Origin of the sequence: Streptomyces liliifuscus (genome assembly GCF_016598615.1) — a bacterium.
GTDB lineage: Bacteria > Actinomycetota > Actinomycetes > Streptomycetales > Streptomycetaceae > Streptomyces > Streptomyces liliifuscus.
In genome coordinates, this window is record NZ_CP066831.1 from 3318100 (window position 1) to 3341226 (window position 23127).

A 23127-nucleotide genomic window follows, 5' to 3' on the forward strand; every position below is an offset into this window, starting at 1 on the left:
CTGTCAGCTCCGGTGGTCGGGGACGGGCAGCAAGGGGGTGCGGTCGGTCGCGGTGCACAGGCCCCGGGCGTGGGCGTCGAGTTCGGCGGCGAAGGTGGTAAGGGCGCTGCGGACCAGGCGGACCGTGCCGTCGGGGTGGTGGCAGGCGCCACGGCCCTCGACGAGTCCGGCCCAGCGGGCGACGTCGTCGCGGGCGGTGCCCTGCGGGCCGGGGACGGCCAGGGTGTGGAAGGCGGCGGCGATACGCGGCAGGCCGTTGAGGCAGGGGCCGCACTGACCGGCCGACTCCAGGGCCAAGTAGCGCAGGACGCGGGCGGTTTCGGCGAGGCCGCAGCGGTCGGCGGGGAGAGCGGCGAGGACGCCCGCGCCCAAGTTAGCGGCGGACAGGCGGAGTTGAGCCGCTTCGGTGGCCGGGAGCCAGGTGCCGTGGTAGCCGCCGAGCAGGACCGCGCCGGTGCCTTCCAGCGGGAGCAGTCGGCGCAGGGGCATGCCGAAGGGGGCTTCCACGACCTGCGGCTCGCGGCCCGGCACGTGCACCGTGCACAGGGCGCTGCCCGGTTCCGACGGGGTGCCGGCCGAGCGGAACCAGTCCGCTCCGTAGCGGGCGATCAGCGCGAGGTGGGCGAGCGTCTCGACGTTCTGAACGAGGGTGGGCGCCCGGCGTACGCCCTGTTCGCGCACCGGAGGGTCCTGGTGGCGGGGCAGGGCCGTGTGGCCGGAGAGGTGCTGGGCGAGAGCCGAGGACTGGCCGGACAGGAAGCGCCCGGGTACGCGCACGACGCGTACGGGGAAGGGGTCGTCGCGTTCGGCCACGGCCGTTTCGAGACGGGTGGACCCGTCCTCCACGGCGAGGTACGCCTCCCCCGCTCCGGTCGCCTGCGCCGCCAGCCGCAGCCCGTCCAGGACCAGTTGGGGCGAGAGGCTCAGCAGGGTTTTGTCCTTGGCACTCGCCGGTTCGCCCTCGGCGCCGTTCGCGACGACGACCGGGGTACGGCCGGTGCGGCGGGCCGCGTCGACGACCGAGACGAACTTGCGGTACGTGGGGAAGGCGGCGCCGCCCCGGCCGGTGAGGCCGGACTCCGCCAGGGTGCGCAGGAGGGCCGCCGGGTCCGTGTGCGTAAGGGGGCCGTAGCGGGTCTCGTGCGTGGCGCGGTCGGCGGGGGCGCCGCCGGGGGCGAGGAGGCGCGGGGGCATGCGGGTGTCCGTGAACGTGCCGGTCATGGTCGCGCCCCTTCGGCGGTGAGGAGGGTGGCGGGGGTGCGGCGGTTGGCCCGGGTGGCCTGGGTGACGCGGATCGTGAAGGCGGTGAGGACCGCTGCCACGCAGGTGACGGTCAGCCAGAGCATCCAGTCGGTGCCCGTGTCCGTGCCGATGCCGATGCCGTGGATCAGGGCCACCGGCCAGGACGCGTAGGCCAGCCAGTGGACGGCCCGCCAGGTGCGGTGGCCGAGCCTCGCTCGGAAGAGGCTGGTGATCAGGACGGCGAGCATCAGGTCCAGGGCGACCGTGCCGAGGCCCAGCCAGAGGGGCTGGTAGTCGGAGGCGAACGGGATCAGGACGTCGAGTGCGGTGATGTCGACGTAGCCGTCGATGACCGCCGTGGCTATGTGGACGGCCAGGAACGCCGTTGCGGAGAGGGAGATCGTGCGGTGGAGGGAGACCGTGCCGAAGCGGGGGAGGCCGGGGAGGCGGGTCCTGAGGCGTACCGCCACGCCCAGGAGAACCACGACGGTGAAGAGCACCAGGCATACGGCTCCGGTGGCTCTGTTGGCGTACCAGAGGATGGAGGCGTCGGTCATCGGGTCGGCTCCGGGGTCGGCCCGGTGGTGGGTGCCGCCGGGTTTTCTCCGCCCCCGCCGCCCCTTCCCGTCCCGACCCTGGGGGCTGCGCCCCCAGACCCCCCTTCGGCCTGAACGGCCTCGTCCTCAAACGCCGGACGGGCTGAGTACGTCGGCCAGCCCGGAGTCGTCACCACCGTGCCGTCCCGGGCGACCAGCCTCGCCGGGAGGCCCAGGCCGGACAGCCAGCGTTCCGCGCCGGTGCCCTTGACGAGGGCCGCCGTGCCGGCAGCGTTCGCGTCGGCGCAAGTGGTTGCGGAGACGGAGACCGTGCGCCAGGGGGAATCCGTCGGGAGGCCGGTCTTCGGGTCGAGGATGTGGTGCAGGGTGTGCGGACCCGAGCGCCAGGCGCGGGCGGCCGTGCCCGAGGTGGCGAGCCCGCCGCCGCGCAGGCCGACCGTCGCGTACGGGCCCTGCGAGGGCGTCTCGTCGACCGGGCCCGTGACGTCCTGGACCCGGATCCGCCAGCCGCCGGCCGGAGGTTCGCCCGCGACCGCCGTGTCACCCCCGAGGCTCACCAGGACCCCACAGCCCGCCGCCCGTGCGAGCGTCGCCGCGGCCTTGTCCGCCGCCCAGGCCTTGGCCGTGGCGCCGAGGTCGAGGCGGACACCTGCCGGGACGGTGACCGTGCCGGTCACGCGGTCCAGGCGTATCAGGCGCCAGCCCGGGACCGGGCGCACGGTGAGCTTCACCGGTCGCCCGTCCTCCTGGACGAGCCGGAAGTCGCGGTCGTAGCCGATGGCGTTCATCGCCGAACCGACCGTCGGGTCGACGGCTCCGTCCGTAGCCGCGGCGGCCCGCAACGCGACCGCCAGCGCCTCCGCGAGCAACGGGCTGACCCTGACCGGCCGTCCTCCGGCGCGGTCGAGCGCGACCAGCTCGGAGTCCTCGCGGAACCTGCTGCACGCCGCGTCGACCTCGGCCAGATGCCGGGCGAGGAGGAGGTTGCAGGAGTCCAGCAGCGCTGGGTCCGTCGTGACCAGCCGGACGCTCGTACCGAGCGCACGCCAGTTCGCGGCGGCCGTGGGGCGGGCTGCCGTGCCGCCCGGGGTGGCGGCCATCACGACGCCCCCGAGGTGGAGTCGGCGGTCCCGCTGTCGTCGGCGGAGGTCAGGTCGTCGGACGAGCCCTGCAGCGAGGAGGAGTCGCTGCCGCTGTCCGAGGCCGAGGAGTCCGACGAGGAGGACGAAGACGAGTCCTCCGACTGCGATGTCGACGACGAGGACGATGAAGGAGACGAGGACGACGAGTCCGTGCTTCCGCTCGCTGCCGTCGTCGCGGTCGACTCCATCGTGCCGATGAGTGCGAAGACGCCCGCCGCGGCCGCCAGTGTCACCGCCGCTGCCGCGGCAGCCGTACGCCGTGCGCCTCTGCGGACCGCTGCGGCGGCCCCCCGTTCGCTGCCTGACATGACTGCTCCCCTCCCGAATGACGCTGTGTCACGTCCTACGGTCGGGGAGCAGCCTGAGAGAAAACTGTGCGGCGCCCATACGCCCGGCAAGAAGTCTCTGAGAGGCTTCTTAACCGCGCGGGGTCAGCCGCTCAGGGCCGACGTCAGTTGCTCAGGCGGGCGATCGCCTCGTCCACCGTCAGCTCCTCGCGCTCGCCGGTGCGGCGGTCCTTCAGTTCCAGGACGCCCTCGGCGGAGCGCCGGCCGGCCACCAGGATCTTCGGTACGCCGATGAGCTCGGCGTCGGTGAACTTCACGCCCGGCGAGACACCCGCCCGGTCGTCCACGAGCACGCGGACACCCGCCGCGCGCAGCTTCTCCGAGACGTCGAGCGCCAGTTCGGTCTGCAGTGCCTTGCCCGCGGCGACGACGTGGACGTCGGCCGGCGCGATCTCGGCGGGCCAGACCAGGCCCTGCTCGTCCGCGTGCTGCTCGGCGAGCGCCGCGACCGCACGGGAGACACCGATGCCGTACGAGCCCATGGTGACGCGGACCGGCTTGCCCTGCTGGCCGAGCACGTCGAGCTGGAGCGCGTCGGCGTACTTGCGGCCGAGCTGGAAGATGTGGCCGATCTCGATGGCACGGTCCAGCGTGAGGCCGGTGCCGCAGGCGGGGCAGGGGTCGCCTTCCTGCACGACCACCGCGTCCACGTACTCGTCGACCTCGAAGTCACGGCCCGCGACGACGTTCTTCGCGTGCACGCCCTCCTTGTTGGCGCCGGTGATCCAGGCGGTGCCGGGGGCGACGCGGGGGTCGGCGAGGTAGCGGACCTTCTCCAGGCCCTGCGGGCCGACGTATCCGCGTACGAGGTCGTCGCGGCCCGTGAAGTCCTCGGCCGTGACGAGTTCGACGGCGGCGGGGGTGAAGTGCGCCTCGACCTTGTCCATGTCGACCTCGCGGTCGCCGGGCACGCCGATGGCCACGATCTCGCCGTCCACCTTGACCAGCAGGTTCTTCAGGGTGGCGGAGGCGGGGACCTCCAGATACGCGGCGAGCGTCTCGATGGTCGGGGTGTCGGGGGTCGGGATCTCCTCGAGAGCGGGCACGGCCGTCCCGTCCACCGGCTTCAGCGCGTACGTGATCGCCTCGGTGTTGGCCGCGTAGTCGCAGTTGGGGCAGTCGGCGAAGGTGTCCTCACCGGCCGCGGCCGGGGCGAGGAACTCCTCGGACTTGGAACCGCCCATGGCGCCCGCGGTGGCCGCGCAGATGCGGTAGTCCAGACCGAGACGCGCGAAGATCTTCTGGTACGCCTCGCGGTGCAGGGCGTACGACTGGGCCAGGCCCTCGTCCTCCGTGTCGAAGGAGTACGAGTCCTTCATCAGGAACTCGCGGCCGCGCAGGATGCCGGCGCGCGGGCGGGCCTCGTCACGGTACTTGTTCTGGATCTGGTAGAGGATCACGGGCAGGTCCTTGTAGGACGTGCACTGGTCCTTGACCAGGAGGGTGAAGATCTCCTCGTGGGTCGGGCCGAGGAGGTAGTCGCCGCCCTTGCGGTCGTTCAGGCGGAACAGCTCGGGGCCGTACTCCTCCCAGCGGCCGGTCGCCTCGTAGGGCTCCTTCGGCAGCAGAGCGGGAAGGGTGACCTCCTGGGCGCCGATGGCGTCCATCTCCTCGCGGACGACCCGCTCCACGTTGGCCAGGACCTTCTTGCCCAGCGGCAGCCAGGACCACAGACCGGCGGCGGTACGGCGTACGTATCCGGCGCGCACCAGGAGCTTGTGGCTGAGCACCTCGGCGTCCGCCGGGTCGTCACGCAGTGTCTTGACCATCAAACGGGACATGCGCTGGACCTGGGCCATGGTTCTCGACTCCTGCTGCGTAAGGGTGATGGCTGAGCGGTCTCGGGGAAGTGGGGTGCGTTCCCGCGTCGTCCGGTGCGGTGCATCGGCGTGCTGCCGCATCGCCCTCGTACTGGACGTACTTGGGTGATGCGGCAGTGCGTCGAGGTGCCGTGCCGGGCGGCGTGGGGGCGTGCCCCACTTCCCCGAGACTGCTTAGGAGGTTAGCCGGGGGGCCGCCGTCGCCGGAAATCCGTTTACGACGCCGGAGGGATCCGTCGGCGGTGCCGGTGGGGTCGGCCCGCGGCATCGACGGGACGGGTCAGCGGCGCCGGAGGGGTAGGGGGGCGCCCATCACCGCGTACGGCTTCGGTGCGCTGGGGAACAGGACCTGTCTGGCGAGGTCCTCGTAGCCGAGCGAGCGGTAGAGGCCGCGGGCCGGGCTCTCCGTGTCGATGGCGGAGAGGATCGAGCGGGGCTGGGCGGCGCTGTCCGTGATGGTGGTGATCAGGGCGCGGCCGACACCCTGGTTCTGGAAGCCCGGATGGACGTGCAGCTCGGTGATCACGAAGGAGTCGTCCAGCCACCCGTCGGACCCCTGGCCGCGCAGATAGGGCTCGACGACGGTGGACCACCAGTGCGTCCGGTCGTTGGGCATGCCGTAGACGAAGCCGACGAGGCGGCCGTCCGCGGTGGTCGCCCCTAGCGCGCGGGCGCCGGGGTAGGCGAGGTGCCGCAGCACGATCTGTCGTCGTACGGCGATCTCGTCCGAGCCGAGTCCGAACGCCAGGGCTTGGACGGCCAGCGCCTCGTCGATCCTGGCGGCCAGGTCCAGGGGGCCGATGACGATGTCGTCGGGCGTGACGGGGCCCTGACCGGGGAAGCGCAGCATGCCCGGAGACTACCCGGGCGATTCGTTTCAGTGCGCTGGGGACGGGGGGGGTTGTCTTGTTGCTGCGGGTGCGTCGTGGCTGGTCGCGCAGTTTCCCGCGCCCCTGACGGGCGCCTCCTCAGAACAGGATGCTCATGAAGGCGCCGACCTCTTGGAAGCCCACTCTGCGGTAGGTGGCTCGGGCGGCTGTGTTGTAGTCGTTGACGTAGAGGCTGGCGATCGGGGCCACGTCCGCGAGGGCGTAGCGAAGGACCGCTGCCATGCCGGGGGCCGCGAAGCCTTGGCCCCGGTATTCGGGGGCCACCCAGACGCCCTGGATCTGGCAGGCCTCGGTCGTGGCCGCGCCGATCTCCGCCTTGAAGACGACCCGGCCGTTGTGGTCGAGGCGGGCGAACGAGCGGCCGGAGCCGACGAGTTCGGCGACCCGGGCCTGGTAGAGGAGTCCGCCGTCGCCCGCGAGCGGGGAGACTCCGACCTCCTCGGTGAACATCGCCACGCACGCCGGCATGATCGTCTCCATCTCGTCCTTGCGGATGCGACGGACATAGGGATCCGGGGCCATGTCGGTGGGGAGCCGGTCGGTGACCATCAGGGGCTGGTGCGGGCGGACCTCGCGGGCGGGGCCCCAGTTCGGTTCGAGGAGGCGCCAGAGCTGAGAGGTGGCGTCGGACGGGCCGACGATGGAGGAGCAGCGGCGGCCTGCCCTGCGGGCGCGGTCGGCGAAGGCGCGTACGGCTCTGGGGGTGGCGCAGATCGGGACCAGGTTGGCGCCCGCGTAGCAGAGGGACGTCAGCATGCCGTCCTCGTACCAGCCCCACATCTCGCCGCCGAGGCGCCAGGGGTCGAGGCCGGCCACCTGTACGCGGGAGGCCACGAAGGCGTTCGCCACCGGCTCGCGGTCGAGGACGGCGAGCGCGGCGTCCAGGTCGCTCGGTTCGAGGACCCTGGTGGTCGTCTGCGTCAACACGTGCGGGGCCTTCACCATCAGGTCTGCTGATCTCCGCACTGTACCTGGCGGAATTGTGCCGCGCCGCCCGATGGGTCGGGGCCGGGTTCTCTCGCCCCCGCCGCCCCTACCCGTCCCATCCTTCTGGGACTCCGCCCCAGACCCCGTGGGGTTCGATTTCGGGTGCGGGCCGGTGGGGGCTGGTCGCGCAGTTCCCCGCGCCCCTAAAGACCAAAGACCTAGGGGCGCGGGGAACTGCGCGACCAGCCCCACGCGACCCGCACCCGAGGTCGTCAGCCCGCCACGGATACCGAAGGCTCGCCGGAGGGGATTCCGTCCGCTTCCATCTGCTCGGCGATCTTCAGCGCCTCCTCGATGAGCGTCTCGACGATCTTCGACTCCGGGACCGTCTTGATGACCTCGCCCTTGACGAAGATCTGACCCTTGCCGTTGCCGGAGGCGACCCCGAGGTCGGCCTCGCGGGCCTCGCCGGGCCCGTTGACGACACAGCCCATGACCGCGACGCGGAGCGGCACCTCCATGCCCTCAAGACCGGCGGTGACCTCCTCCGCCAGCTTGTACACGTCGACCTGCGCCCGCCCACAGGACGGGCAGGAAACGATCTCAAGACGCCGCTGCTTGAGATTCAGCGACTCCAGGATCTGCATGCCGACCTTGATCTCCTCGACCGGCGGGGCCGAGAGGGAGACGCGGATCGTGTCGCCGATGCCCTCGGCGAGCAGCGCTCCGAAGGCCACCGCGGACTTGATCGTGCCCTGGAAGGCGGGGCCGGCCTCGGTGACACCCAGGTGCAGCGGATAGTCGCAGGCGGCCGCCAGCTGCCGGTAGGCGTTGACCATGACCACCGGGTCGTTGTGCTTGACCGAGATCTTGATGTCCCGGAAGTCGTGCTCCTCGAAGAGCGAGGCCTCCCAGAGCGCCGATTCCACGAGCGCCTCGGGCGTCGCCTTGCCGTACTTCTGGAGCAGCCGCTTGTCGAGCGAACCGGCGTTGACCCCGATCCGGATCGGCGTGCCGGTGTCCTTGGCGGCCCGCGCGATCTCCTTGACCTGGTCGTCGAACTGCTTGATGTTGCCGGGGTTCACCCGGACCGCGGCACAGCCGGCCTTGATCGCGGCGAACACGTACTTCGGCTGGAAATGGATGTCGGCGATGACCGGCAGCTGCGACTTGCGGGCGATGGTCGCGAGCGCGTCCGCGTCGTCCTGCGTGGGACACGCGACACGCACGATCTGGCAGCCGGACGCGGTGAGTTCGGCGATCTGCTGGAGGGTGGCGCCGATGTCCGACGTACGCGTCGTCGTCATCGACTGCACCGAGACGGGTGCGTCTCCGCCCACCGCCACGGTTCCGACCTGGATCTGCCGGCTCTTCCGGCGCTCGGCGAGCTTGGTCGGAACGGACGGCATGCCGAGTGAAATCGCAGTCATCTGCTGTGCAACCCCAAGGTAAGGATCGGTCGGTCCCGAAAGCTGACGGGCTCCAGCCATCGAGATTACGGCACCCCCGCAGACAGGAGCACATCCGCTGCGCAGGTCCACCCAATGGAGGGCGGCCGGACACAAATCATGTCCGGCCGCCACAAACTCCGTATGACTAGGAGATTCTCACCGGGTTAACCACGTCCGCGATCAGTACCAGGATCGTGAAGCAGATGAAGATCCCGGCCACCACGTACGCGACGGGCATGAGCTTCGCCACGTCGAACGGACCGGGGTCCGGCCGCCGCAGCACCTTCGCCAAGTTGCGGCGCAGGGACTCCCACAGGGCGCCCGCGATGTGCCCGCCGTCGAGCGGCAGCAGCGGGAGCATGTTGAACAGGAACAGCGAGAGGTTGAAGCCCGCGACGAGGAACAGCATCATCGCGATCTGGTTCTCCGGCGGAATGTCCAGCGTGAAGACCTCGCCGCCGACCCGGGCCGCGCCGACCACGCCCATCGGGGAGTCCGCCTCGCGCGGTCCGTCGCCGAAGGCCGCGTCCCACAGGGCGGGGACCTTGGACGGCAGGGCGACGAGCGACTCGACGCCGTTCTGCATCATGTCGCCCATGCGGTCCACGGACTGTCCGAACGACTGCTGGACGATGCCGGAGGCGGGCGTGAAGCCGAGGAAGCCGGCGTACACGTACTTGCCCTCGACGTAGCCGCCGTCGCCGTCGGTCTTGCTGACCTGGTTGCGGATGAGGTGGGCGGTCAGGTCGAGCTGCTTGCCGTCGCGCTCGACGGTGAGGGTGACGTCCTTGCCGGGGTTGGCGCGGATGTCGGCCTGGAGGGTGGACCAGTCGGTGATCTTCTCGCCGTTGAACGCGAGGATCTTGTCACCGCCCTGGAGCCCGGCGGCCTTGGCGGGCGCGGCCGTGTCGCTCTTCTGGCACTCGGAGCGGTTCTCGCTCTGCTCGATGACGCAGTCGGAGACCTTGCCGACCGTGGTCGTCTGGGTCTGGATGCCGAAGGTCATCATCACGCCGAGGAAGATCGCGACGGCCAGGATCAGGTTCATGAAGGGGCCGGCGAACATCACGATGACGCGCTTCCACGGCTTGCGTGTGTAGAAGAGGCGTTTCTCGTCGCCCGGCTGGAGTTCCTCGAAGGACTGGGCCCTGGCGTCCTCGATCATGCCGCGCCACGGCGAGGTGGAGCGGGCCTCGACACGGCCGTCGGGGCCGGGCGGGAACATCCCGATCATGCGGATGTAGCCGCCGAGGGGAATCGCCTTGACCCCGTACTCCGTGTCGCCCTTCTTGCGCGACCAGATGGTCGGGCCGAAGCCGACCATGTACTGCGGCACGCGAATGCCGAACAGCTTGGCCGTGGAGAGATGCCCCAGCTCGTGCCAGGCGATCGAGATGAGCAGGCCGATCGCGAAGACGACTATGCCGAGGATCATCATCAGGGTCGTCATGCACGAGCCTCCGCCGTTGTCGTGGCTGTCGCTGTTGCTGTGGTCTGGGCTGTCAGTTCACGGGCCCGGGCGCGCGCCCAGGTCTCCGCATCGAGGACGTCCGGGACGGTGAGCGAGGTTCCCGTACGAGGAGTGCCGTGCTCGGCGACGACCTTCGTGACGGTCTCCATGATTCCGTTGAACGGCAGGGAGCCCTTCAGGAACGCGTCCACGCACTCCTCGTTGGCCGCATTGAACACCGCCGGGGCCGTGCCCGCGAGCTGCCCGACATGCCGGGCGAGCCCCACCGACGGAAACGCGTCGGTGTCGAGCGGGAAGAACTCCCAGGTCGACGCCTTCGACCAGTCGAAGGCGGGCGCCGCGTCGGGGACCCGCTCGGGCCAGCCGAGACCGATGGCGATCGGCCCGCGCATGTCGGGGGGCGTCGCCTGCGCCATTGTCGATCCGTCCGTGAACTCCACCATCGAGTGGACATACGACTGCGGGTGCACGACCACCTCAATCCGCTCGAAGGGAATGTCGTAGAGGAGGTGCGCCTCGATGACTTCGAGACCCTTGTTGACCAGGGTCGCGGAGTTGATCGTGATGACCGGGCCCATGGCCCAGGTGGGGTGCGCGAGGGCGGCCTCGGGGGTGACGTCGGCCAGCTCGGCCTTCGTACGTCCTCTGAAGGGGCCGCCGGACGCGGTGACGACGAGCTTGCGTACGTCGGCCCTGGTGCCGGAGGCCAGTGCCTGGAAGAGGGCGGCGTGCTCGGAGTCGACCGGGATGATCTGGCCCGGCTTGGCCAGCGCCTTCACCAGCGGGCCGCCGACGATGAGCGACTCCTTGTTGGCGAGCGCGAGAGTGCGACCCGCTTCCAGGGCGGCGAGGGTGGGGGCGAGGCCGATCGAGCCGGTGATGCCGTTCAGGACGGTGTGGCACTCGGAGGCGGCGAGGTGGGTGGCGGCGTCCGCTCCCACGAGGATCTCGGGGAGGGGCTCCCCCGCCCCGTACTGCGCGGACAGTGCCTCGCGCAGCGCCGGTACGACGTCCTCGCGCGCGACGGCGACCGTCCGGACGCGGAGCCGGTGCGCCTGCTCGGCGAGCAGTCCGACCCGCCCGCCCGCGGCGGAGAGCCCGGTGACCCGGAACCTGTCGGGATTGCGCAGCACGAGATCGATGGCCTGGGTCCCGATCGACCCGGTGGATCCGAGGATCACCACATCCCGGACTCCGTCCACAGGATCGAAGACAAGATGCGGATCGGCGAGGGGGGCTGGACTGTCGCTCATCCCCCCATTGTTGCCGCAACGCCTCCACAACAGGACAGGGGAGTCCCACCATGCCTCGTAAGGGGCACTCCGTGCCCCTTTAGGGGCGCGGGGAACGGCGCGACCAGCCCAACACCACCCGCACCCGCCACCGAACCGCGCAGCCCCCCACCTCACGCGCCCCCGGCTACCTCTTGCGCTTCCGACGGCTCCTGGACCTGGCCGCACGCTTCTGCTGAGGCTTCACATCGGCCACACCCTCCGCCGAAGGCGACGGAACCGCGTCGGCCGGTTCGAAGTCCCCTTCGACAACCCCCTCCGCCGTGTCCAACGTGGGCGCACTGAAATGCAGCCCATCCGTACGACGACCGGAATCCAGCCCCTCCTGGCCACCGGTGGCCTTCCCGGACGCGTCCAGATTGAAGACGTACCCGACCGACTCCTCCTTGATCGCCTCGGTCATCGCGGCGAACATGTCGTACCCCTCGCGCTCGTACTCGACGATCGGCTCGCGCCCGAGCGTCCACCGCAGCCCGATGCCGTCGCGGAGGTAGTCCATCTCGTACAGGTGCTCGCGCCATTTGCGGTCGAGGACCGAGAGCACGACGAGCCGCTCCAGATCGCGCAGCGCGTCCGCGCCGAGCTCGGCTTCGCGCTCCTCGTAGCGGGCGTGGACGTCGTCGGTGACGGTCTCGACGAGTTCGTCGGCGGTGAGCTCGGCACGCTGGCCCGCCGCGTCCTCGAGGTCCTCGATGGTGACCCGGACCGGGTAGAGCTGCTTGAAGGCGCCCCACAGCCGCTCCAGGTTCCACTCCTCGGGGAAGCCCTCGGCGGTCTCCTCGGTGATGTACGCGCGGATGGTGTCGTCCATGAAGTGGACGATCTGCTCGCGCAGGTTCTCGCCGTCGAGGACCCGGCGGCGTTCGGCGTAGATGAGGGTGCGCTGCCGGTTGAGCACCTCGTCGAACTTCAGGACGTCCTTGCGGGACTCGAAGTGCTGCTGCTCCAGCTGGGACTGGGCGGAGGCGATGGCGCGGGTGACCATCTTGTTCTCGATGGGGACGTCGTCGGGGACGTTCGCCATCGACATCACGCGCTCCACGACCTGGGCCCGGAACAGCCGCATCAGGTCGTCTCCGAGGGAGAGGTAGAAGCGGGAGGCGCCGGGGTCGCCCTGGCGGCCTGAGCGGCCGCGCAGCTGGTTGTCGATGCGGCGTGACTCGTGGCGCTCGGTGCCCAGCACGTAGAGACCGCCGAGGTCCTTGACCTCGTCGTGCTCGGCCGCGACCGACTCCTTGATCCGGTCGAGGGCCGCCCGGTGTTCGTCGGGGTTCTCCTCGGGGGTGAGGCCGCGCCGGTCGAGCTCGGCGAGGGCCATCGCCTCGGGGTTGCCGCCGAGCATGATGTCGGTGCCGCGCCCGGCCATGTTGGTGGCCACGGTGACCGCGCCCTTGCGGCCGGCCTGCGCCACGATCTGGGCCTCGCGCTCGTGGTTCTTCGCGTTGAGGACCTCGTGGCGTATGCCCCGCTGCTTCAGCCGGGCGGCGAGGGTCTCGGACTTCTCGACGGAGGTGGTGCCGACGAGGATGGGCTGCCCCTTCTCGTGCTTCTCGGCGATGTCGTCGAGGATCGCCGTGTACTTGGCCTCCACGGTCCGGTAGATCTGGTCGGGGTCGTCCTCGCGGGCGTTGGGCTGGTTGGTGGGGATCGGCACCACGTGGAGTTTGTAGATCTGGTGGAACTCGGCGGCCTCCGTCATGGCGGTGCCGGTCATTCCGCCGAGCTTCTCGTAGAGCCGGAAGAAGTTCTGGAGGGTGATCGTGGCGAGAGTCTGGTTCTCGTCCTTGACCGTCACCGCCTCCTTGGCCTCGATGGCCTGGTGCAGGCCCTCGTTGTAGCGGCGGCCGGCGAGGATGCGGCCGGTGTGCTCGTCGACGATGAGGACCTCGCCGTTCACGACGACGTAGTCCTTGTCCTTCTTGAAGTGCTCCTTGGCCTTGAGCGCGTTGTTCAGGTGCCCTATGAGGGGCGTGTGGTCGGACTCGTAGAGGCTCTCGATGCCGAGCTGGTCCTGGAGGAACTCCACTCCGCTGTCCAGGATCGCGACCGTGCGCTTCTTCGGGTCGTACTCGTAGTCGTGGGTGGCCCGCAGTTCGGCGAGGCGCTCCTTGTCCAGCGGCGAGGTGAAGTTCTCGTCCTGGACGGCGACGCCCCGCATCCGCGTGACCATCCTGGAGAAGGCCTCGTACCAGTGCGTGGGCTGGTCGGCGGGGCCGGAGATGATCAGCGGGGTGCGGGCCTCGTCGATGAGGATCGAGTCGGCCTCGTCGACGATCGCGAAGTGGTGACCGCGCTGGACGAGTTCGTCCTTCGACCAGGCCATGTTGTCGCGCAGGTAGTCGAAGCCGAACTCGGTGTTGGTGCCGTAGGTGATGTCGCAGGCGTACTGCGCGCGGCGCTCGGCCGGGGTCGACTGCGTCTTGATGACGCCGACGGTCAGGCCCAGGAAGCGGTAGGCGCGGCCCATCCACTCGGCGTCTCGCTGGGCGAGGTAGTCGTTGACCGTGACGAGGTGAACTCCCTTGCCGGTCAAGGCGTTCAGGTAGACGGGCAGGGTGGCGACCAGGGTCTTGCCCTCGCCGGTCTGCATCTCGGCGATGTTGCCGAGGTGGAGGGCCGCGCCGCCCATGATCTGTACGTCGAAGTGGCGCATCCCGAGTGTGCGGCGGGCGGCCTCGCGCATGGCGGCGAAGGCCTCCGGCAACAGGTCGTCGAGGCTCTCACCGGCCTCGTACCGCTCCTGGAACTCCGGTGTGAGCGCCTGGAGTTCCTCGTCGGTGAGCTGCTCGAAGTCCTCCTCCAGGGAGCCCACCTGTTCCGCGATGCGCTGGAGTCTGCGCAGGATTCTTCCCTCGCCGGCCCGCATGATCCGGCCGGTGATGTTGTCGAGACCGAGAGCCGGCACTGGAATTACCCCCATTAAATCGCGTCCACCAGCATCTGTATGCGGCGATTGGCGCGCTGCAGAATGTGGACGCCTTGTTGGTTCGCTTTGATCACCTCGCGCAGTACGGGGTCCTTCGCATATCCCACCGCACCGCGGAACAGTTGCTGGATCACGGGCCTTTCGCCCGGTCGCCCCGCGTCGAGCAGGGCGTCGACGTCACGGAGGTCGATTCTCCGGACGGGCAGCGGATCGAAGGAGGCCACGGAGGGCCGCGGTTCCTCGTCGACCAGGGCGAGCGCGCAGTCGTTCAGCAGGACCGCGAGCGCGTCCCGATGTGCCTCGAAGGTCTCCGGCGCGCTCTGGCGAAGCTTGTCCGCCAGTGGCAGAACCTCATTGCGCACCGTCCGTAACGCCCGTACGAGTTCTGTGTCGTTCAGCTGCTCTCGCGCTTGCCCGCGCGCCCGTGTCAGCTGGACAGAAAATCCCTGACTGTATTCTTCCCCCACACCGTGGCGCATATTTTGTCCCCGTTCGCCATTCTGTTCATTGTTGACGCACACCTTCTGTGCGGCAAGCGGCAGAATGACGACGGGGACAGCAGCGCATTCCTGGGGAAAAGGTCAACGGATGGGGCGGTGGACGTTCTCCCTTTCCGATGGTCCGGGTGTTGCGTCGGCGATCCAGGGGCCTTCGCCGGACGGGTCGACGACTCCCTCCTCCAGCCAGGTGTAGGCACCGCCGAGGACGCCCTTGACGACCTTGCGGTCGAGGTCGTCGGTGTTGGACCACAGCCGGCCGAAGAGCTCCTCGACACGGACCCGGGACTGACTGCAGAAGGCGTCGGCGAGCTGGTACGCCTCGCGGCCGTGGTCGCCGGTGGTGCGCAGCAGTTCGGCGCGGACACAGGCGGCGCTCATCGCGAAGAGTTCGGCGCCGATGTCGACGATCCGGCCGAGGAAGCCCTGTTTGGTCTCCATCCGGCCCTGCCAGCGGGACATGGCGTAGAAGGTGGACCGGGCGAGCTTGCGGGCCGACCGCTCCACGTACCGCAGATGCCCGGAGAGGTCGACATGACCGGCCGGGTGGAAGTCCCCGTACGAGCGCGGGAGTTGGCCGGGTCCCGCGACCAGCTTCGGGAGCCACTTGGCGTAGAAGACTCCGGCGTTCGCGCCGGCCTTCGCCTTGTCCGAGAGGGACTTCTCCGGGTCGATGAGGTCACCGGCCACGGACAGATGGGCGTCGACCGCCTCGCGGGCGATCAGCAGGTGCATGATCTCGGTCGAGCCCTCGAAGATGCGGTTGATGCGCAGATCGCGCAGCACCTGCTCCGCGGGGACGGCCCGTTCACCGCGGGCGGCCAGCGAGTCGGCGGTCTCGAAGCCGCGGCCGCCGCGGATCTGGACCAGCTCGTCGGCCATCAGCCAGGCCATCTCCGAGCCGTACAGCTTGGCGAGGGCGGCCTCGATACGGATGTCGTTGCGGTTCTCGTCGGCCATCTGCGACGACAGGTCGAGGACGGCCTCCAGCGCGAAGGTCGTCGCCGCGATGAAGGAGATCTTCGCGCCCACGGCCTCGTGGAAGGCCACCGGCTTGCCCCACTGCTCGCGCACGGACGACCACTCGCGGGCGATCTTCAGACACCACTTGCCCGCGCCGACGCACATGGCGGGCAGCGAGAGCCGCCCGGTGTTGAGCGTGGTGAGGGCGATCTTGAGCCCCGCGCCCTCCGGACCGATCCGGTTCGCGGCGGGCACCCGCACCTGGTGGAGGCGGGTGACACCGTTCTCCAGACCGCGCAGCCCCATGAAGGCGTTCCGGTTCTCGACGGTGACACCCTCCGAGGCGGTCTCCACGACGAATGCCGTGATGCCACCCTTGTGGCCCTCGGACTTCGGTACGCGCGCCATCACGACCAGCAGGTCCGCGACGACGCCGTTGGTCGTCCAGAGCTTCACCCCGTCGAGGACGTAGTCGTCGCCGTCCGGCACCGCGCTGGTCGCGAGGCGCGCCGGGTCGGAGCCCACGTCAGGCTCGGTGAGCAGGAACGCGGAGATGTCGGTACGGGCGCAGCGCGGCAGGAAGATGTCCCGCTGCTCCTGCGTGCCGAAGAGCTTCAGCGGCTGCGGTACGCCGATCGACTGGTGCGCGGAGAGCAGCGCGCCGAGCGCCGGGTTCGCCGAGCCGACCAGGGCGAGCGCCTTGTTGTAGTACACCTGCGTCAGACCGAGGCCGCCGTACTTGGTGTCGATCTTCATGCCGAGGGCGCCGAGCTCCTTGAGCCCGTTGATCACCTCGTCCGGGATCCGCGCCTCCCGCTCGATGAGGGCCGAGTCGATCCTCGTCTCGCAGAAGTCGCGCAACTTCGCGAGGAACTCCTCGCCGCGCTGCACGTCCTCGTCGGGCGGCATCGGGTGCGGATGGATCAGATCGAGCCGGAAGCGGCCGAGGAACAGCTCCTTGGCGAAGCTGGGCTTGCGCCAGTCCTGCTCCCGTGCCGCCTCGGCGACCTGCCGGGCTTCACGTTCGGTGACAGCGGGCTGGTGGGGTGTTGCGGACAAGAGGCTCACCTCGCCGCGAATAGGGATCTTGGTCCGGTTCGGTTACCGACCGGTTCTACTCGATCGTATGTACCCGATTCCGCCCACCCCCACCACCCCTCACGCGCCGTTCGGCCCAACCCGACGCACACAAGAGGGAAACACCCACCCGGGACGACAGCGGATGGCGGGGGCGAAGCCTCCCCGCCAAGGGGCGCGGGGAACTGCGCGACAAGCCCCCACCACGCGCACCCGCCCACGACACCTGATCCCCCACCCCAATAGGCGCCCCAAGAAAACCGACGGAGTCGAAGCGCTTCGACAACCTATGGACACCCATCCGCCGTCAAGCTACTGTCGAGCCACCCTCACTCGCCCCTTATCCGCAACGCGCACTGTCGAAGCGCTTCACACAACGCTTGGAGAGCTGGATGGTCACCCTCGCCGAGGTCGCCCAGCACGCCGGAGTCTCGGCGAGCACGGTGAGCTATGTCCTCAGCGGCAAGCGGTCCATCTCCGCGGGCACCCGCGAGCGGGTCGAGCAGAGCATCCAGCAGCTCGGCTACCACCCCAACGCGGGAGCCCGGGCACTGGCAAGCAGCCGGTCCAACATCATCGCGCTGATGATCCCGCTCCGTACGGACATGTACGTACCCGTGATGATGGAGATCGCCATCGCCGTGGCGACCTCGGCCCGCACCCACGGGTACGACGTGCTGCTGCTGACCGGCGAGGAGGGCCCCGACGCCGTGCGCCGGGTCACCGGCAGCGGGCTCGCCGACGCGATGATCCTGATGGACGTCGAGCTCGACGACGAACGGCTGCCGCTGCTGCGCGGCACGGACCAGCCGTCCGTCCTCATCGGCCTGCCCGCCGACACCAGCGGCCTGACCTGCGTCGATCTCGACTTCGGTGCGACGGGCGCGCTGTGCGCCGAGCATCTGGCGATGCTCGGTCACCGTGACATCGCTGTCATCGGCGAGGCGCCCGCGGTCTACGAACGGCACACGGGCTTCGCCGAGCGCACGCTCGACGGACTCCGGTCCCGGTCACGGGAGTTGGGGCTTCGCGTGCTGCACCGCCCGTGCGAGGGCGGCTACGACGCGATGTCGCTGACCCTGTCCCGGATCTTCGACGAGCGCCCCGGCACCACGGGCTTCGTCGTGCAGAACGAGTCCGCGGTCGAGCCGCTGCTCGCGCTGCTGCGCCAGCAGGGCCGGGCGGTGCCCGAGGACGTGTCGGTGATCGCGATCTGCCCGGACCAGGTCGCCACCCAGGCCTCGGTGCGGCTGACCTCGGTCGCCATCCCCGCACAGGAGATGGGCCGGCACGCCGTGGAGCATCTGATCGCCAAGCTCGAAGGGCACGGCAAGGACGAAGTCGTGCTCCTCGCACCCGAGTTGACGGTACGGGCGAGCACGGGCCCGGCCGCTTCCTGAATCGACCTGTCCCAACCACCCCACGTCATACGGGCGTTGGGGCATCCCCATCTGTCCCGGTCCGCCGGAGCCGCGTCACCGGGTCCTGTCGCCACTCCTTCCTTCAGGAGCACCCCACGTGAATCAGCCTGCCGAGAACCAGCCCGGACAGCCCGGACAGCAGGGTCCGTCCGGTAACCCAGGACAGCCCGGCCAGGGGTCCGCGAGCCTCGCCCAGTCCTCCCCCACCGTCGGAACGTTCCGCGAACGCGACGGCGCCCTGGAGTGGAGCGGCCGCCAGGAGACCGTACGCATCGAGCCGTGGGGCCCGGACGCGGTCCGGGTCCGGGCCAGGCTGGGCGGGCCGATCCTGGAGGGGTTGCCGGGCGCACTGCTCGACGAGGCGCCCGCGACGGAGGCCACCGTCAAGATCGAGGACGGGCACGGGCAGTTGACCGTCGGAGCGCTGACCGTCGAGGTCGACGCCGAGGGCCTCGTCCGCTTCCTCCGCACCGACGACTCCGCGGAACTCCTCACCGAGGAGCGCGCCCACTTCTGGTGGCCGGGGCCGCGCCTCTACACCCCGGTCGGCAACGGCCACCACCGTCTGGAGCAGCGCTTCGCCGCGTACGAGGGCGAGAAGCTGTACGGGCTGGGTCAGCACCAGCACGGGCTGCTGGACCAGAAGGGCGCGGTCCTCGACCTGGTGCAGCGCAACGCCGAGGTGACCATCCCGGTGCTCACCTCCAGCCGTGGCTACACCCTGCTCTGGAACAGCCCGGCCATCGGCCGCGTCGAGCTCGCGGGCAACGGCACGCGCTGGGTGGCCGACTCGGCCCGGCAGATCGACTACTGGATCACCGCCGGCCGGCCCGCCGACGCGCAGCGCCGCTACAGCGCGGCGACCGGCCGTACGCCGATGCTGCCCGAGTGGGCCGCCGGCTTCTGGCAGTGCAAACTGCGCTACCGCACCCAGGACGAACTGCTGGGCGTGGCAAGGGAGTACAAGCGCCGGGGCCTGCCCATCGACGCGATCGTCTGCGACTTCTTCCACTGGACACACCTCGGCGAGTGGAAGTTCGACCCGGCCGAGTGGCCGGACCCGGCGGCGATGCAGCGGGAGCTGGAGGAGCTCGGCATCAAGCTGGTCGTGTCCGTCTGGCCGTCCGTCTCCCCGCTCTCCGAGAACCATCAACTCATGGAGCAGCGCGGCTACTTCATCGGCACGCAGTACGGCCCGATGGCACACGCCGACTGGCCGGACAAGGAGGTCGCCTCCACCGTCCAGGTCGCCTTCTACGACGCGACGAACCCCGAGGCGCGCGACTTCATGTGGTCGCGGATCAAGGAGAACTACCTGGAGCCGTACGGGATCACGGCCTTCTGGCTCGACGCCTGCGAGCCGGAGCTGAAGCCGGGCTTCCAGGAGAACCTGCGCTACTGGGCGGGCCCGGGCCTCGAAGTCGGCAACATGTACCCGAGCGAGAACGCCCGCACCTTCTACGAGGGCATGATCGCGGCCGGCGAGACCGAGATCGTCACCCTCAACCGCTCGGCGTGGGCGGGCAGTCAGCGCTACGGCGCCGCCCTGTGGTCCGGTGACATCGGCACGGACTTCGCGACCCTGCGCCGCCAGATCGCGGCGGGCCTCAACACCTCGATGTCCGGCATCCCCTGGTGGAACACCGACATCGGCGGCTTCCACGGCGGCGACCCCGACGACCCCGCGTACCGCGAGGTGATGATCCGCTGGTTCCAGTTCGGCGCGCTCTCCCCGCTGATGCGGCTGCACGGGTTCCGGGACCCGGGCACCCCGCTCGGCCCGGACATGACCGGCGGCCCGAACGAGGTCTGGTCGTACGGCGAGGAGGCCGCCACGATCATGGAGAAGTACCTCCGGCTGCGCGAACGCCTGAAGCCTTACGTGCTCGACGTGATGCGGGCCGCGCACGAGGAGGGGCTGCCGGTGATGCGGCCGCTGTTCCTGGAGTTCCCTGACGACCAGGCGACCTGGTCGGTGGCCGACTCGTATCTCTTCGGCCCGGATCTGCTGGTCGCACCCGTCCTGACGGCGGGAGCGAGCGTACGTACGGCCTATCTCCCGGCCGGGGCACGGTGGACGGACGCCTGGACGGGAACCGAGTACGAGGGCGGCAGGAACGTCACGGTCGACGCCCCGCTGGACCGGATCCCGCTCTTCCTGCGGGACGGGGCGGCTCTGCCGATCGCCGAGTAACACCCCCTCTGTTCAGGGGAGTCGAGGCGCGACCTCGACCGCCAGCAGGTCCAGGTGGTCGAGGTCGGAGAGGTCGCGCAGGCGTACGTAGACGCGGGAGGCCCCGAGGTCGGCGTACTGGCCGAGTACGTCGACGATCTTCCCCGGGGGGCCGTGCAGCGGTTCCTCCGGGGGGAGGCGGGACGGCTCGTGCAGGAGGGCGAGGCGGGTGTCGATCTCGGCCCCGGTGCGGCCGGAGGCTATGCCGAGGCACACCGAGAAGATCAGTGGAGGCCCGCCGACCGCTTCCCTTGCGGACCGCGCTCCCGCAAAGAGGCCGGCGCTCTGCTCCGGTGAGGTGAAGGGCAGGTTGAACTCGTCGGCGTACCGGGCGGCCAGCCGCGGTGTGCGGCGGGGGCCGCGGCCGCCCACGATGATCGGCATCCGCGGTCGCTGTACGGGCTTGGGCAGGGCGGGCGAGTCGGTCAGGCGGTAGTGGCGGCCCTCGTACGAGAAGCGTTCGCCGGGCGGGGTGGCCCACAGGCCGGTGACGATCCGGAGCTGTTCCTCCATCCGCTCGAAGCGTTCGGCCGGCGGCGGGAACGGAATGCCGTACGCACTGTGGTCGAGGCCGAACCAACCGGCGCCCAGGCCGAGTTCGACCCTTCCGCCGCTCATCGCGTCGACCTGGGCGGCGATGACCGCAAGCGGACCGGGGTGCCGGAAGGTGGCCGAGGTCATGAGGGTGCCGAGCCTGATGCGCGAGGTCTCGCGGGCCAGACCGGCGAGGGTGGTCCAGGCGTCGGTGGGTCCCGGCAGGGCGTCGGTGTAGTGCATCGGGTGGTAGTGGTCGGCGACGAAGAACCCCTCGAAGCCGCACTCCTCCGCGTGCCGGGCGGCTCGCGCCAGTTCGTCGTAGGTGGCCCCGTGGTACGGCTCGGTGAAGAGGCGCAGTTCCATCTCCCCGCTCACACTCCCGTCATGTGGCTGGCCAGCAGCAGGTCGTGCAACTCGGCCCGGCAGCGGGCGAGTTCGGCGGCGTGTGCGTCGTGGCCCAGGGAGCGGGGCCGGGGTACGGGGACGTCGAGGACGGTACGGACCTGGCCGGGGCGCGGACTGAGCACAACGACCCGGTCGGCGAGCAGGACCGCCTCCTCGATGGAGTGGGTGACGAGGACGACCGTGGCGGCGTACTCCATGTGCACGCGTTGCAGCACCTCGCACAACTCCTCGCGGGTCAGGGCGTCCAGGGCCGAGAAGGGCTCGTCCATCAGCATCACGCGCGGCCGCTGGATCAGTGAGCGGCACAGGGCCACGCGTTGCTGCATGCCGCCGGACAGCTCGTGCGGAAGGCGCTTGTGGAAGGGGGTGTCCAGGCCGACGGTGGACAGCAACTGCCCTGCGGCTTCCCGGTGTTCGGAGCGTGGTCGGCCGTGCACCTGGATGGGCAGCAGGACGTTGTCGAGCACCGAACGCCAGGGGAGCAGGGCCGGGCACTGGAAGAGGATGGCGACGTCCCGGCGCGGTTCCCGCACCGGCTCGTCCGCGATCCGCACCTCGCCCGAGGAGGCCGGGAGCAGTCCGGCGATCACTCTCAGCAGGGTGGACTTGCCGCAGCCGGAGCGGCCGAGGACCGCCACGAACTCTCCGTCCCCGACGTCCAGTTCGATGCCGCGCAGGGCCTCCACGGTCCCCCTGCGGCCGTTGAAGCTCTTCGACACGCCGCGCACTCGGATCACGGGCCGCCCTCCATCACCGGTTCACCCTGAGCGGTAGCGGTACGGCCGAGGATAGGGCGGCGCAATCCGTGATCAACCGCCTCGGTCGATGTTTGTTACATGACAACGAGGTCTTCGCTATCGACAACTTCCCTCTCACCAGCTCCACTTGAGACCCATGAGACGGATTACGCGGTTACCCGCCGCGCTCCTGGCCGTCCTGTTGACGGCGGCACTCTCCACGGCCTGCGGCTCCGACGACGACGGCAAGGGCGCGTCCTCCTCCGGCGGTTCCTCGCCCGACAAGGTCACCTACATCACCGGCTTCGGCACCTTCGGGCGCGAGGCGTACGCCTATGTCGCGCAGGACAAGGGCTACTTCCGCGACGCCGGCGTCTCGGTCACCATCCAGCCGGGGCAGGGCAGCGCCATCAGCCTGGCCGCACTGGCCGGCGGACGGGCACAGTTCGCGCCCGTCGACCTCAGCAGCACGATCATGCAGGTCGGCAGCGGCAAGGTGTCCGGTGTCACGGCGGTCGCGGCCGTCCACCAGACCACGGACGCCGCCGTGATGGCGCTGGCCGACAGCGGTATCAGCAAGCCGGCGGACCTGGAGGGCAAGAAGATCGCGGACCCGGCCGGGTCGGTGATCGGGGCCCTCTTCCCCGCGTACGCGAAGCTCGCCGGATTCGACGCCGACAAGGTCGACTTCGTCAATCTCGAACCCCAGCAGCTGGGGGTCAACCTCGCGACCGGCAAGGTCGACGCGGTCGGCCAGTACCGGGTGGGCCGCCCGAACATCGAGAACGCCGTCAAGGGCAAGGAGGTCGTGGTCCTGCCGTTCGGCACGTTCCTGACCGAGAGCTACGGCTCGGCCGTCACGACCACCACGAAGATCGCCGAGGAGGACCCGGACCTGGTCAGACGCTTCACATCGGCGCTGTTCAAGGGCATGCGCTACGCGATCGACCACCCGGAGGAAGCGGCCGCGGTCCTGGCGAAGAAGCACCCGACCGTCAACGAGAAGGCCGCCGCCGCGGAGATCGAGCTGGTCGGCGAGGCCGTACAGCCTAAGAAGGACGGGGCGCCGATCGGCACGATGGACCGGGAGCGGGTGGCCGGGGCGATCAAGGCGCTGGTGGACGCCGGGGCAGTCAAGTCCGGTCTGACACCTGAGCAGTTGGTCTCCTTCGATCTGGTGCCGAAGTCCTGA

General features: G+C 69.9%; 18 protein-coding genes. 3 read left to right on the forward strand and 15 right to left on the reverse strand.

Features of this window, described 5'->3' with window-relative positions; genetic code table 11:
* Positions 1-3 precede the first annotated feature (3 nt).
* From JEQ17_RS13915 to JEQ17_RS13975, 13 genes are all read right to left on the reverse strand, one after another.
* Positions 4-1221 carry an NADH-ubiquinone oxidoreductase-F iron-sulfur binding region domain-containing protein gene (locus JEQ17_RS13915; protein ID WP_200395559.1) on the reverse strand — a complete coding sequence of 406 codons (1218 nt, stop codon included), beginning with the start codon at positions 1219-1221 and terminating at the stop codon, positions 4-6.
* Positions 1218-1799 carry a ferric reductase-like transmembrane domain-containing protein gene (locus tag JEQ17_RS13920; RefSeq protein ID WP_200395560.1) on the reverse strand — a complete coding sequence of 194 codons (582 nt, stop codon included), beginning with the start codon at positions 1797-1799 and terminating at the stop codon, positions 1218-1220. Before JEQ17_RS13920 ends, JEQ17_RS13915 begins: the two co-directional genes overlap by 4 nt.
* The gene (locus JEQ17_RS13925) at positions 1796-2899 is read right to left on the reverse strand and encodes an FAD:protein FMN transferase (RefSeq protein ID WP_200395561.1); all 1104 of its coding nucleotides are present in this window, start codon (positions 2897-2899) and stop codon (positions 1796-1798) included. Before JEQ17_RS13925 ends, JEQ17_RS13920 begins: the two co-directional genes overlap by 4 nt.
* Positions 2899-3249, reverse strand: coding sequence for a hypothetical protein (locus JEQ17_RS13930; protein WP_200395562.1), 351 nt, complete (start codon positions 3247-3249; stop codon positions 2899-2901). The genes JEQ17_RS13925 and JEQ17_RS13930 overlap by 1 nt, the downstream gene beginning before the upstream one ends.
* A 143-nt stretch (positions 3250-3392) precedes the next feature.
* On the reverse strand, positions 3393-5087 hold the full coding sequence (locus JEQ17_RS13935) for a proline--tRNA ligase (RefSeq protein ID WP_200395563.1): 1695 nt from the start codon (positions 5085-5087) through the stop codon (positions 3393-3395).
* A gap of 301 nt (positions 5088-5388) precedes the next feature.
* Positions 5389-5958: a GNAT family N-acetyltransferase gene (locus JEQ17_RS13940; protein WP_200395564.1), complete on the reverse strand. Its 570-nt coding sequence runs from the start codon at positions 5956-5958 to the stop codon at positions 5389-5391.
* Positions 5959-6076: 118 nt separating this feature from the next.
* Positions 6077-6925 carry a GNAT family N-acetyltransferase gene (locus JEQ17_RS13945; protein ID WP_200395565.1) on the reverse strand — a complete coding sequence of 283 codons (849 nt, stop codon included), beginning with the start codon at positions 6923-6925 and terminating at the stop codon, positions 6077-6079.
* Between the two features lie 272 nt (positions 6926-7197).
* A complete protein-coding gene (ispG, locus tag JEQ17_RS13950) occupies positions 7198-8355 on the reverse strand; it encodes a flavodoxin-dependent (E)-4-hydroxy-3-methylbut-2-enyl-diphosphate synthase (protein ID WP_055616509.1) in 1158 nt (385 codons plus the stop codon).
* Between the two features lie 166 nt (positions 8356-8521).
* Positions 8522-9826, reverse strand: coding sequence for a M50 family metallopeptidase (locus JEQ17_RS13955; protein WP_200395566.1), 1305 nt, complete (start codon positions 9824-9826; stop codon positions 8522-8524).
* Positions 9823-11100, reverse strand: coding sequence for a 1-deoxy-D-xylulose-5-phosphate reductoisomerase (gene dxr, locus JEQ17_RS13960; RefSeq protein WP_200395567.1), 1278 nt, complete (start codon positions 11098-11100; stop codon positions 9823-9825). Before dxr ends, JEQ17_RS13955 begins: the two co-directional genes overlap by 4 nt.
* 166 nt (positions 11101-11266) lie before the next feature.
* Positions 11267-14005 carry a preprotein translocase subunit SecA gene (secA, locus tag JEQ17_RS13965; RefSeq protein WP_234048722.1) on the reverse strand — a complete coding sequence of 913 codons (2739 nt, stop codon included), beginning with the start codon at positions 14003-14005 and terminating at the stop codon, positions 11267-11269.
* A 53-nt stretch (positions 14006-14058) separates the two neighbouring features.
* Positions 14059-14544 carry a hypothetical protein gene (locus JEQ17_RS13970; RefSeq protein ID WP_200395569.1) on the reverse strand — a complete coding sequence of 162 codons (486 nt, stop codon included), beginning with the start codon at positions 14542-14544 and terminating at the stop codon, positions 14059-14061.
* Between the two features lie 102 nt (positions 14545-14646).
* Entirely contained in the window at positions 14647-16593 is a 1947-nt protein-coding gene (locus tag JEQ17_RS13975) for an acyl-CoA dehydrogenase family protein (protein ID WP_383387892.1), read from the reverse strand.
* A gap of 401 nt (positions 16594-16994) precedes the next feature.
* Between JEQ17_RS13975 and JEQ17_RS13980 the strand changes: the two genes are divergently transcribed.
* Both JEQ17_RS13980 and JEQ17_RS13985 read left to right on the forward strand, forming a co-directional pair.
* Entirely contained in the window at positions 16995-18002 is a 1008-nt protein-coding gene (locus JEQ17_RS13980) for a LacI family DNA-binding transcriptional regulator (RefSeq protein WP_200395571.1), read from the forward strand.
* 118 nt (positions 18003-18120) lie between these two features.
* Positions 18121-20217: a glycoside hydrolase family 31 protein gene (locus JEQ17_RS13985; protein WP_325176258.1), complete on the forward strand. Its 2097-nt coding sequence runs from the start codon at positions 18121-18123 to the stop codon at positions 20215-20217.
* A gap of 12 nt (positions 20218-20229) precedes the next feature.
* On the opposite strand, the gene JEQ17_RS13990 is transcribed toward JEQ17_RS13985, so the two are convergent.
* On the reverse strand, positions 20230-21156 hold the full coding sequence (locus JEQ17_RS13990) for an LLM class F420-dependent oxidoreductase (RefSeq protein WP_200401481.1): 927 nt from the start codon (positions 21154-21156) through the stop codon (positions 20230-20232).
* An 8-nt stretch (positions 21157-21164) separates the two neighbouring features.
* A complete protein-coding gene (locus JEQ17_RS13995) occupies positions 21165-21935 on the reverse strand; it encodes an ABC transporter ATP-binding protein (RefSeq protein WP_200395572.1) in 771 nt (256 codons plus the stop codon).
* Between the two features lie 157 nt (positions 21936-22092).
* Between JEQ17_RS13995 and JEQ17_RS14000 the strand changes: the two genes are divergently transcribed.
* On the forward strand, positions 22093-23127 hold the full coding sequence (locus tag JEQ17_RS14000) for an ABC transporter substrate-binding protein (protein ID WP_200395573.1): 1035 nt from the start codon (positions 22093-22095) through the stop codon (positions 23125-23127).